Below are 12444 nucleotides of genomic sequence, written 5' to 3' on the forward strand. Positions count from 1 at the left end.
CTACGCCGCCTTCGTCGACAAGCCCGACGCCCGCGCCCTGAACTGGCCGAAGAACGAGCGCAGCCGCCGCATCGCCACCGATGGCCTGGAAAAGCTGGCCAAGACCGACCCGGGCGCCGCCGAGCAGCAGCTGCCGCAGTACACCCGGGCCTTGGAGCTGAGCGCCGCACAGCAGGGACAGGTGCGTTACCAGATCGCACTGTGGACAGTGGCCTCCTACCTGCCGGAGTCGGCGCTGCGGTTGGCCGCGGTACCCGAATCGGCCTATGACGAACGCCTGCACGAGTGGCGTACCCGCGAAGCATGGCGCGCGGCGACTGGCCGGCCGCGTTGGCCGCCATCCGCAAAATGCCGCCGGCCCAGCGCAACGACTCGCGCTGGCGCTGGTTCGAAGGCCGTCTGCTGGAGAAGACCGGCAAGTCGGCCGACGCCACGGCGCTGTACCGCGCCGCCGCCAGCGAGCCGACCTTCCACGCTTCCTCGCCGCCGACAAGCTGAAACAGCCCTATGCGCTGTGCCCGTGGAATCCGGGCGACAGCGCCCAGGCAAAGAGCAGCGTCGCCCGTGACCCCGCACTGGTGCGCGCCTTGGAACTGTTCAAGATCGAGCGCCCGCTGTGGGCCGCCCGCGAATGGGCCGATGCGCTGTCGCGCTTTGACGACACTCAGCGCCGGCTCGCGGTGGAAGTGGCCAGCGACAACGGCTGGTTCGACCGGGCCGTGTTCGCGCTCAAGGGGCCGCAGGAGCAACGCCTGTACAAGCTGCGGTTCCCGCTGCACCACGACGACAGTATCCGCCGCGAAGCCGCGCGCAACGCGCTGGACCCGGCCTGGATCGCCGCGGAAATCCGCGCCGAGAGCATCTTCAATCCCAGCGCGCGCTCACCGGCCAACGCGATGGGCCTGATGCAGGTGCTGCCCGCCACCGGTGCCAGTGTGGCCAAGCGCATCGGCCTGAGCGGCTATGGCGGCGCGGCCAGCCTGTACGACCCGGACACCAATATCGCCATCGGCAGCGCCTACCTGCGCCAGCTGATGGACAAATACAACGGCCAGCCCTACGTCACCATCGCCGCCTACAACGCCGGCCCGACACCGACCGCACGCTGGCAGTCGCAGCGCCCGGACTTTGATCCGGATTTCTGGATCGAGACCATCAGCTACAAGGAAACCCGCGAGTACGTGGCCCGCGTGCTCGCCTTCAGCGTGATCTACGACTGGCGCCTCAATGGCGACGCCGCCACCCTGAGCGAGCGCATGGTTGGCAAGATCGACACCCGCCGCAAGCCGTTCACCTGCCCCAGCGTACCGGTGGTGACCAGCGGCAGTCGCTGAAACGCGCCCCTGATGCCACTGCGAGTGCGGCATCATGTGCCCATGAAGATCTATCTCGTTGGCGGCGCGGTCCGCGATGCATTGCTGGGCCTGCCGCCGGGTGACCGTGACTGGGTGGTGGTCGGTTCCACCCAGGCGGAAATGGAAGCGCAGGGTTTCAAGGCCGTGGGCCGCGATTTCCCCGTCTTCCTGCATCCGCGCAGCGGCGAGGAATACGCACTGGCCCGTACCGAACGCAAGTCCGGCCGCGGCTATCGCGGCTTCGTGGTCGATGCCGATCCTTCAGTGACGCTGGAAGAGGATCTGCAGCGCCGCGACTTCACCATCAACGCCATTGCCCGCGACCAGGACAGCGGCGAGCTGGTCGATCCCTGGGGTGGCGTGCGTGATATCCAGCAGCGGGTGCTGCGCCATGTCGGTCCGGCGTTTGTTGAAGACCCGCTGCGCGTGCTGCGCGCGGCGCGGTTCCTGGCCCGCTTCGCGCCACTGGGGTTCACCTTGGCGCCGGAAACGGCCGCACTGATGCGCCAGATCGCCGAAAGCGGTGAGCTGGAGGCGCTGGTACCCGAGCGCATCTGGCAGGAGACCCGCAAGGCGCTGACCTGCAGGCAGCCCTCGACCTTCCTGCGCAGCCTGCACGACACCGGCGCGCTGGCGGTGATCCTGCCCGAACTGGATGCGCTGTACGGGGTGCCACAGCGCGCCGAGTTCCACCCGGAAATCGACACCGGCATCCACCAGGAAATGGTCAGCGACATGGCCGCGCAGCTGGCGCCGGGCGATGACCTGATCGGCTTTGCCGCGCTCACCCACGATCTGGCAAGGCGCTGACCCCGGCCGGTCAGCTGCCGCGCCACATCATGCACGAGCAGCGCGGCCTGAAGCCGCTGGCCAAGCTCTGCGAACGCCTGAAGATTCCGGTCGATCACCGCCAACTGGCCGAAGCGGTCTGCCGCGAGCATCTCAACGTGCACCGCATCGATGAACTACGTGACGCCACCGTGCTGGAACTGATCTCACGCTGCGACGGCTTCCGCCGGCCCGAGCGCATCGCGCAGATGGCGCTGGTGTGCGAATGCGACAAGCGCGGGCGGCTCGGCTTTGAAGACAGCGACTATCCACAGCGCAGCACACTGCAGCGCCTGCATGCCGCCGCCCTGGCGATCAATGCCCGGGATATCGCTACTGAGGGGCTGAAAGGCCCCGCCATCGGCGAGGCCTTGGCCAAGGCGCGCATCCGCGCCATTGGCGCGGCGCGTTAAACCCCTGCGGCGCGTACCAATGCCGCGGCGCGCTGTTTCAGCTGTGCCACCGCGTCGGGGACCATTTCCATGCCGACGTCGAAGCCCGGGTTGAGCACGATGCCCACGCCATCGGCGATACCGCCCAGCAGCCAGCGGAAATCCAGATGCAGCGCGTTTTCGAACGCGGGCACCTGCTCGCTCCAGACCACCGCTCTCTCGGGCGCGGAGAACACCGCGAACATCGGCTCGTTGGCGTCATTGGTCAGCACCAGCGGGTTGATGGTTTCATCCCAGTCGCCGCCTTCGGGAATCTCTTTGTCCAGCAGCACAAAGACCTTTTCATTCAGCAGCGAATCGAGGAAATCCGCCGGGCTGACGACCGCTTCCTGGGTTCGCAGCAGACGGACTTCCAGATCGTTGAGCGGGGTGAAAGGGACTTCAGTGGACATCGGTGTTCCTGGAGAAATGGATTACGCCGGCGACTGTACCAGCCTCATCCTGCCCGCCGCAGCCCGGCGCTGTCAGATCTTCAGATAGATCTTGCGCCGGTCCATCCACGCCATCGGCAGCCACCACACCCCGACGAAGGCCAGCGCCATCGTCAGCGAGGCCATCTGCGCCCCCGCCAGCGGCGTGATCCAGCGGTCGAACACCTGCGTCCACAGCCCGCTCCAGACACCCGCAGCTATCAACGCCAGCACCATCGCCGACGAGCCGGCGTAAGCAGTGATCGCATTGACGCCGAAACGGCGCCCCAGCGCCGGCCAGTGGCGGAGGTCGATCAGCACATGGGCCACCCACAGGCAGGCGAACGCCCAGCCGGCGGTCCACAGCACGTAGGACGGGGTCCACAGATTCTTGTTGAACGGCAGCCACGGCGACCACGCCAGGCCTCCCGTCAGCAGGATCAGCGCGCCTATCAGCAGATGTCTGCGGCGTTTGCGCAACAGCATCCCGGCCTGCAGGCCGATCAGCGTCGAGGCGAGCGCACCCAGCGTGGACAGCAGGCCTTCCGGATCGTGGCCGTGACCGGTGGCCACCTCGTACTGGTACAGCAGCGGCCCCAGCAACGCCGTATCGATGCGGCTGGACAGGTTGACCAGAGGCTCCAGCGAACCACCGGCGGCCAGCAGCACCGCGTAGCCGATCAACACGCCCCCGAGCAGCAGCCACTGCGCCAGCGGTCGCAGCCAGATTGCAGCCATGCCGGCCAGCGCGAAACAGATACCGATGCGCTGCAACACCCCCCATGGCCGGTAGTGCGGCAGGTCCAGCCACCACCACGCCAGATAGTGCAGCAGCAGCCCCAAGCCGAGAATGCGCAGCGCGCGCAGCAGCACGGTGCGAGCGAGCCGCGCGCGGTCCGCGTCCTGTTCGACCCTCGGCACCACGCCCAGTGCAATCGACACACCGACGATCACCAGAAAGAACGGAAACACCAGATCGGTCAGCGTGCAGCCATGCCAGTCCGAATGCAGCAGCGGCGCATAGACATGACTCCAGCTGCCGGGATTGTTGACCAGCAGCATCGCCGCGACGGTGATGCCACGCAGGGCATCAACCGAGGCGAATCGAACGGGCTTGTCCATTTTCCAGAGCGACGTTGTCAGTCGCGCTGACCGGCGATCCAGGTGGCCTGGACCTGCAGGTCCCGGTCCAGCAGGACGAAATCGGCCTGATATCCGGCCGCAATCTGCCCGTAGCGGTCACCCAGCCCGAGAAACTGCGCCGGATAGGTCGAAGCCATGCGTGCGGCCTCCGCCAGCGGCAGGCCCAGCAGCTTCACCGTGTTGCGCACAGCGGTGACCATGTCCAGCGCGGAGCCGGCCAAGCACCGGCGGCGTTGCGCACCACGCCATCCACGGCAGTGATGACTTCGCCATACAGCTCGAACGCCGGATTGTCCGAGCCCACCATTGGCATCGCGTCAGTCACCAGGAACACCTTGCCGCGCGGTTTGGCCGCCAGCGCCACGCGCAGGCTGGCCGGATGCACGTGCACCCCATCGACGATCACCCCGCACCAGCTGCCGGCATCTTCCAGCGCGGCGCCGACGGTACCCGGATCACGCCCCTGCAGCGGCGACATCGCGTTGTACAGATGGGTGAAACCGGTGAGGCCGGCGTCCAGTCCGGCGCGGATTTCCTCGTAGGTCGCTGCGGTATGGCCCGCGGCAACGATCGCACCGTTGGCGACCATCTGCTGGATCGTCGCGGCCGGCACCCGCTCCGGTGCCAGCGTGATCAGAGTGATGCCGTTGTCCAGCGACGTCACCATCTGGACTTCGTCGGCATCGGGCACGCGGAACTTGCCGGCATCATGCGTGCCTTGCGCGCCGGGGCGATGTAGGGCCCTTCAAGGTGGATGCCGAGCACACCCGGCACCTGCGCCGCGATGGCGTCGCGGATGGCCTGCAACGCACGCGCCATCACCCCGGCATCGTCACTGATCAGTGTCGGCAGCATGCCGGTAGTGCCATACCTGCGATGGCCGGCCATCATCGTGCGCAGCGCTTCCACATCGGTCCGGTTGTTGAACAGCACACCGCCGCCGCCATTGACCTGCACGTCGATGAAGCCGGGCATCAGCCAGCCGCCGCCCAGATCCACCACCTCGTCGGCAGCGGCCAGTTGCGGATCATCGGCAGCGGCGAGCGCAACGATACGGCCGTCGTCGATCAGTACCGCGACATCGTCACGGAAGTCCTCGCCGGCAAGGATGCGGCCGTTGCGCAGTACCGTTTTCATCAGACCGTTTCCGTGACCTTGTTCAGATGCGGCGGCAGATCCGGGTTGTTGCCCCGACGCAGCGCCAGCGCATTGATCGCACGGTAGAAGCTCTGCACGATCAGCAGCGGCGCACACAGCGGATGGGGTGCCGCCGCCACCGGCAGCGCGCCACCTTCACCGGCCAGCCACACCTGGGCGCCACGCGCGGCGAATTCCTCGGCCACGGCGCGGGTGCCGGCGCCGGTTTCATCGGGCATCGCGAACGCCAGTACCGGGAAATCCCTGCCGACCAGCGCCATCGGACCGTGCTTCACTTCGGCCGAGCTGTAGCCCTCGGCGTGCAGGCCGCAGGTTTCCTTGAACTTCAGCGCCGCTTCCTGTGCCGCTGCCAGACCCGGGCCGCGGCCCAGCACAAACAGGTTGTGCGCACCGGTCAGACCGTCGGTCACCGCCGACCAGTCGCATTCCCATGCCTTGGACAACGCTGCCGGCAACTCGTCCAGCGCGGCGATCAGCGCCGGATCGTTCTTCCAGTGCGCGCCCAGCTGCAGGATCGCCGCCAGCGAGGCCAGATAGCTCTTGGTCGCCGCGACACTGCGCTCGATGCCCGCCCCGAGCGGGATCACCGTGTCGGCCAGCTGCGCCAGCGGCGAATCCTCGACATTGACCAGCGCCACCACGCGCGCGCCGGCGACCTTGGCAGCCTCGGCATTGCGCAGCAGGTCCGGGCTCTTGCCCGACTGGGAGATCACCACATACAGCGCGCCACGCACCTGCAACGGCGCCTCGTAGACCGAACCGACCGATGGGGAGGCCGAGGCGGTGACCAGGCCCAGCCGGGTTTCGAACAGATACTTGGCATAGGTAGCCGCGTGATCGGAGCTGCCACGTGCACAGGTCACCACGAACGGCGGCGGATTCTGCCGCAGGTCGGCGGCCAGCGCCTGCACCACATCGCGGTTGCGGGCGAACTGGGCGGCGATGACGGCGGCGCTTTCGGCCGCCTCACGGAACATCAGGGTTTCGGTCTCACTCGGCAGTGCCATGGATCGTTACTCGGACAGGTCAGGGGGAGAGGAAGGAGGCCGCGACGACTGTTGACGCAGCGGCGCGGTGGAGCCACGCACCACCAGCTGCGGGACGAAGCCCTGGTTGTGCAGCTGCATGGGGGTGTCGTCATAGGCGTCGCTGCGCAACTGGCTGATCAGCAGCCGCGCGGCATGCCGGGCGATATCACCGGTGGCCTGCTTGGCGGTGGTCAGTGCCGGCCAAGACTGGCGGGAGAAAGGACTGTCCTCGAAACCGGCGATGGACAGGTCATACGGCACGTTCAAACCAGCCGAGTTGGCCGCCGCCAGCACGCCGGCGGCGATCTCGTCGTTGGAACCGAAAATCGCGGTGGGCGGCTCGCGCAACGCCAGCAGGCGGCGCGCGCCACGGAAGCCGTCATCGAAGGTGTAATCGCCCGGCACGACCAGGTGTTTGTCCAGCGGAATGCCGTAGTCCTTCAGTGCCGCCTCGTAGCCGGCATAGCGCTCGCCGCTGGAGCGGTGTGAAATGCCGCCCCACAGGAAGCCGATGCGCTGGTGACCCAGCTGGATCAGGTGCTCGGTGATTTCATAGGCCGCATCGCGGTCATCGACGAACACGCACGGGCCATCGCCCGGGTCCTCGGTGGCGGCGATGATGCGGACCGTCTTGATGCCACGGGCATTGAGCGCGGCGACCAGCTCCGGGCGCTCGGACATCGGCGCGGTCAGCACCAGTCCGGCCAGACGCGAGCGCTGCACCGAATCGGCCAGCTCTTCGGCCAGCATCGGCGAGGTGGAATCACAGGGATGGATCTGCAGGCCGAAGCCGGTTTCCCGGCAGGCCGAGAGCACCCCGTTCTGCACGCCGATGATGTGGTACGGGTTGGGGTTGTCGTAGACAAGCCCGATCACGAACGTGGTGTTGCTGCGCAGATTGCGCGCCGACGGGTCCGGCTCGTAGTCCAGCTCGGCCACCGCACGCAGCACGCGCGCACGGGTGGCCTGCATCACCGATGGCTCATTGTTGATGACGCGCGAGACGGTCTTCAACGAGACCTTGGCCCGCTCGGCGACATCCTTGATGGTGGGTCTACGCATAACTGTTTCCCGCGTTGGCTCGATTCCCGCCATGATGCTCGATTCAGCGGCCACGTGCCTTGCCTGCGTTGTGCCCCACCGTGCCGAAATACAGGATGTACAGGTAGCAGGGAATCATCAGTGCCGCGAACACCAGCTGGAAGTGTTCCGGATAGGCGTGCTTGAGCAGCGCGAAGGCCTGCGGGATGATCGCGCCGCCGGCAATACCCATCACCAGCAGCGCCGAACCGGTCTGGGTGAAGCGGCCCAGACCACGGATCGCCAGCGGGAAGATCGCCGGCCACATCATCGCGTTGGCAAAACCCAGTGCGGCCACAAAACCGACCGACACATAGCCATGGGTGAAGAATGCGCCCAGGGTGAACAGCACGCCCAGCACCGCGGACACGGCCAGATACTTTTCCTGCGAGATGAAGCGCGGGATAAGCGCCAGCCCCACGATGTAGCCGACCAGCATCGCGAACAGCGTGTAGGAAGTGAACAGCTTGGTGCTGTCCAGTGGCAGGCCGAAGGCATTGCCATAGGTACCGATAGCATCGCCAGCCATCACTTCCACGCCCACGTAGACAAACAGGCACAGCACGCCCAGCCACAGATGCGGGAACTGGAAGATGCTGCGCTTTTCGACCTTGCCGTCATTGGCGACCGCATTGGCCTCGTCGGCACGCACTTCCGGCAACGGCGAGAACAGCACCCCCACCGCCACCAGCAGCAGCACGCCGGCAATTGCCAGATACGGAGTATGGATCTTGGCGGCGAAGGCATTCAGCAGTTCGCTCTTGGTGGCGGCATCGGCCGCCTGTACCTGGGTTTCCAGGTCACCGATGCCTTGCAGCACGAAGGTGCCGATCACCACCGGCGCCAGCATGCCGGCGATCTTGTTGCAGATACCCATCAGCGCGATGCGCTGCGCGGCGCCTTCGATCGGGCCAAGGATGCTGATGTAGGGATTGACCGCGGTCTGCAGCAGCGCCATGCCGCCGCCAATGACAAACAGCCCCCCCAATGCGCCACCGAACCAGCGCTGCGTGGCGAACTCGCCGAAGGCCATCGCACCGACCGCCATCACCGCCAGGCTCAACGCCAGACCTTTCTTCATCCCGGTGCGATTGAGGATCCACGACGCCGGCAACGCCAGGAAGAAATAGGACAGGTAGAACACCATCAGCACCAGGAACGCCGACACCTCGCTCACGTCGAAGGCCAGGCGGACAAAGGTGATCAGCGGACCATTGATCCAGGTACAGAAACCGATGATGAAAAACAGCACGCCGACGATGGCGATGGACGACACCATGCTGGTGCGCGGCGTGGAAGCGGGAACAGCAGACATGGGAAAGCTCCTGCGGATGCGGGAGACGGATCGAGCCGCCTGGCGATTACGTGGGAACAACGTTGTCACATATATGGTTTGCTGCTGACAGATTTGTCAACAACACCTGCCAGCAACGGTGGCTTGCTCGGCGTCCAGCAGATACCGGCAATCCTTTTCGTACCAGCGCCTTCCCAATAAAACCGCGTGTTTCAGCTGTTTCAAACTATCGGATGCAACAAAACCGGCGGATGCAGGAATTGCGCGAAGCACGCCGCAGTGCAGCATCGAAAGTTGCAACTATTCGTTGACATCGTTGTCAGAACGATTACAGACTCGGCCCCGATTGGCGCCCCTGCGGGCGCTCCCACCTCACAGGGAATTCGAGTGACCGCTGTCGTCCCCCCACAACAGAGCAACTGTCACGAACACGCCTCCCGGCCCTTCTTCGCGGCGGATGTCGGCGGTACGCATGTACGTGTCGGCCTGATCCAGACCGGAGACGGCGACAGGCCCGCAATCGACGTGCTGTCCTACCGGAAGTACCGCTGCGCCGACTACCCGGGGCTGGACGCGATCCTCTCCGATTTCGCCAGCCACAATCCGACGGTTGCCGATTGCGTGATTGCCACCGCCGGCTATGCGCTGGCCGATGGCAGTGTGATATCGGCCAACCTGCCATGGCCGCTATCGTCGCGGAAGATCCGCGAGGATCTGGGCTTCAAGAGCGTCTACCTGGTCAACGACTTTGAAGCCGTCGCGCATGCGGCCGCGCATATCGATGACAACCAGGTCCTGCAGTTGACCGGTCCAAGCCAAACCCCGGCAGGCCCGACGCTGGTGATCGGTCCTGGCACCGGACTCGGCGCCGCCCTCTGGATTCCGGCTGGCACGCACTCGATGGTCCTGCCCACGGAAGCCGGCCAGGCGTCACTTGCGGCGACCACCGAGCTGGAAATGGCCGTGCTGCAGCAGATGCTGCGCACCCGTCCGCACGTGTCCATCGAACACGCCCTGTCCGGGCCGGGACTGCTCAACCTTTACAACGCGCTGTGCGCGGTACGCGACATCACGCCCATCCACATCACGCCCGATGCCGTCAGCGCCGCCGCCTGCGATGGCAGCGACCCGCATGCGGTGGAAGCCCTGCACCTTTTCTGCGGAATCCTCGGCTCGACCATCGGCGATATGGCCCTGCTCTACGGTGTGCAGGGCGGCATCTATCTGGCGGGCGGCATCCTGCCAAAGATCAGCCAGTTCCTTTTGAACAGCACCTTCGTCGAACGCTTCCTCAACAAGGGGCCGATGCGCAAGGCACTGCAAAGCATTCCCGTGAAGCTGGTAGAGCACGGGCAACTGGGCGTCATCGGCGCCGCCAGTTGGTATCTGGAAAAGTCGGCCAAGCAAGCCCACGCAGCATAAGCAACAGATCCACCAGCACGACCTGCAGTAACGCGGCACATCCGTGCCATTCAATCTGATGTTGAGGAGAGACAACATGCATCGTAGAACCCTGCTTTCAGCGGCGATCGTCAGCTGCCTTGCGTTCAGCGCCCACGCACAGGACGCCAACCAGACCGCGACCGACCTGGACACCGTGACCGTTACCGGTATCCGTGGCTCTATGGAAAAATCGCTCGACACCAAGCGCGAAGCCAACTCCCGCGTTGAAGTGGTCACCGCGGAAGACGTGGGCAAGCTGCCGGCACACAACGTGGCCGATACCCTGCAGCGCCTGCCGGGCGTGAACATCAGCTCATCTTCGGCCGATGAAGGCGGCTTCGACGAAGCCGACCGTGTCAGCCTGCGTGGCACCAGCCCCAGCCTGACCCAGACCCTGATCAACGGCCACAGCGTGGGCTCGGCCGACTGGTTCGTGCTCAGCCAGGGCAGCAACGTTGGCCGCAGCGTCAGCTACACGCTGCTGCCGTCCGAACTGGTCCGCTCGGTGGAAGTGAACAAGTCCTCGCAGGCCAAGCTGCAGGACGGCGGCACCACCGGTACCGTCAACATCATCACCCGCAAGCCGCTGGAATTTGCAAACCAGTTCACCGCTGAAGCGTCGGTCGGCATGGTGCGTTCGGATCAGGCCAAGTCCAACGACCCGCAGCTTGCAGGTCTGTTCAATTACAAGAACGAGGACAGCACGTTCGGTGTGATGGTTCAGGCCTTCAGCCAGAAGCGCGAATTGCGTCGCGAGGCACAGGAAATTCCGGCAGGCTTCGCCCAGATCGGCGCCAACTCCGCTGCCGCCCAGAGCAACCCGGACCTGGCCGGCGTCTATGTCCCGGCGCTGCTGGGTTCGACGCTGTTCGAACAGACCCGTGAGCGCAAGGGCGGCCTGATCGGCCTGCAGTTCAAGCCGGCTGACAACCTCACGCTCGGCCTTGAACCTTCAGCTCGAAGATGGACGCCAACAACTACAACCGCAACTTCATGTTGTGGGGCTCGAGCTTCGCCAACAGCCAGGCACCGGACGCTGGCTACATCGTCAAAGATGGCGTGCTGACCAATGCCACCTATACCGGCAGGCCGGGTACCGACTATGCCGTGTACGACATGATCTACCGTGAAGCCACCGCAAAGAGCAACTACATCACGCTCGATGCCGACTGGCAGATCAACGACAACCTGAGCGCGAAGTTCCAGGCCGGCAACACCAAGGGCACCGGCTCGACCCCACGGCAGTTCATTGCCGAGGTGACACTGGCCAATGGCGGCGGCGCCAGCTGGACCACCCATGGCAACAGCGCACCGGTGGACTGGAGTGTTGGCGGCGACATCAGCCCCGCCGGGGTGACCAGCTTCGGCACCTGGGGCAACCAGGAAGTGACCGCCGAAGACCAGGAAAAGTGGTTCACGGCCGACTTCAGCCGCTACTTCAATGATGGCGGCACGCTGTCTTCCATCGAGTTTGGCGCCCGCTACGCCGATCACAAGCGAGAGGCGCTGTCGCCCGAGGGGGCCAGCCCGGGCGACATCTGGTCGGCCCTGAAGGATGGCGCTACCGCCAACTATCCCGGCGGCTTCGCTGGCGGCATCGGCGGCAACTTCCCGCGCAACCTGTGGTACTTCACCCCGGGCGCGCTGAAGGATGCGATCCTGGCCAACTCGACCTGGCTGTCGAATGACGATGGCCCGACCGGTCGCCACAATTACGGCGGCGAATGGAAGGTGGCGGAGAAGAACTTCGCTGGCTATGTGCAGGCGAAATTCGCTGGCGACCGCTGGAGCGGCAACGTCGGCCTGCGTTACGTCAACATCGACCAGGACATCAACACCTACCAGGCGGTCACCGACGCCGCCAACGCCGATGTGAGCAGCCTGTTCGGCCAATGGAAAGCCCTGGCCTACAACAACAAACACGACCGCATCCTGCCCAGCGCGAACCTCAAGTTCGACATGGCCGATGATCTGGTGTTCCGTTTCGCCGCCTCGCAGACCCAGACGTTGCCCGACTTCTCGGCACTGGGTGCTTCGTCGTGGGGTTCGGACTTGAGCCGCACCGGCGGCGGTGGCAATCCGAAGTTGAACCCGGTGCTGTCTACCAATTTCGACGCCAATCTGGAGTGGTACTTCATGCCGCGCGGCCTGCTGTCGGTTGGCGCGTACTCAATGAACCTGAAGGACTACGTGCCTTCGGCACCGAAACCCAGATGCTGTTCAGTGAACTGACCAACCAGTTGGAGGCCTATG

Annotated in this window: 6 protein-coding genes and 4 pseudogenes; 4 read left to right on the top strand and 6 right to left on the bottom strand. The window is 65.2% G+C overall.

The genetic code is table 11. The annotated features are described in order from the left end of the window. Both JCM9942_RS04785 and JCM9942_RS04790 read left to right on the top strand, forming a co-directional pair. Positions 1 to 1334, top strand: a pseudogene (locus tag JCM9942_RS04785) (lytic transglycosylase domain-containing protein); the annotation flags it as partial. Positions 1335 to 1376: 42 nt separating this feature from the next. Continuing rightward, positions 1377 to 2596: pseudogene (locus tag JCM9942_RS04790) on the top strand (multifunctional CCA addition/repair protein). On the opposite strand, the gene JCM9942_RS04795 reads toward JCM9942_RS04790, so the two are convergent. The 6 genes and pseudogenes from JCM9942_RS04795 to JCM9942_RS04820 form a co-directional block, all read right to left on the bottom strand. Then, on the bottom strand, positions 2593 to 3027 hold the full coding sequence (locus tag JCM9942_RS04795) for an SseB family protein (protein WP_054658038.1): 435 nt from the start codon (positions 3025 to 3027) through the stop codon (positions 2593 to 2595). The pseudogene JCM9942_RS04790 and the gene JCM9942_RS04795 overlap by 4 nt on opposite strands. Before the next feature lie 72 nt (positions 3028 to 3099). Then, a complete protein-coding gene (locus JCM9942_RS04800) occupies positions 3100 to 4167 on the bottom strand; it encodes an acyltransferase family protein (protein ID WP_054658040.1) in 1068 nt (355 codons plus the stop codon). 17 nt (positions 4168 to 4184) lie between these two features. Further along, positions 4185 to 5325, bottom strand: a pseudogene (gene nagA / locus JCM9942_RS04805) (N-acetylglucosamine-6-phosphate deacetylase). Continuing rightward, the gene (locus tag JCM9942_RS04810; RefSeq protein WP_054658042.1) at positions 5325 to 6353 is read right to left on the bottom strand and encodes an SIS domain-containing protein; all 1029 of its coding nucleotides are present in this window, start codon (positions 6351 to 6353) and stop codon (positions 5325 to 5327) included. The pseudogene nagA and the gene JCM9942_RS04810 overlap by 1 nt, the downstream one beginning before the upstream one ends. Before the next feature lie 6 nt (positions 6354 to 6359). Next, positions 6360 to 7436, bottom strand: coding sequence for a LacI family DNA-binding transcriptional regulator (locus tag JCM9942_RS04815; RefSeq protein ID WP_054658044.1), 1077 nt, complete (start codon positions 7434 to 7436; stop codon positions 6360 to 6362). A 43-nt stretch (positions 7437 to 7479) separates the two neighbouring features. Beyond that, positions 7480 to 8769, bottom strand: a complete 1290-nt coding sequence (locus JCM9942_RS04820; protein ID WP_054658046.1) for a sugar MFS transporter — start codon at positions 8767 to 8769, stop codon at positions 7480 to 7482. A 366-nt stretch (positions 8770 to 9135) separates the two neighbouring features. Here JCM9942_RS04820 and JCM9942_RS04825 point away from each other — a divergent pair, with 366 nt between their 5' ends. Together JCM9942_RS04825 and JCM9942_RS04830 are read left to right on the top strand one after the other, a co-directional pair. Continuing rightward, positions 9136 to 10170 (top strand): glucokinase family protein, encoded by a 1035-nt coding sequence (locus JCM9942_RS04825; protein ID WP_054658048.1) that lies wholly within the window; start codon positions 9136 to 9138, stop codon positions 10168 to 10170. Between the two features lie 76 nt (positions 10171 to 10246). Continuing rightward, positions 10247 to 12444, top strand: a pseudogene (locus JCM9942_RS04830) (TonB-dependent receptor); the annotation flags it as partial.

This window comes from Stenotrophomonas pictorum JCM 9942 (assembly GCF_001310775.1).
GTDB classification, from domain to species: domain Bacteria; phylum Pseudomonadota; class Gammaproteobacteria; order Xanthomonadales; family Xanthomonadaceae; genus Stenotrophomonas; species Stenotrophomonas pictorum.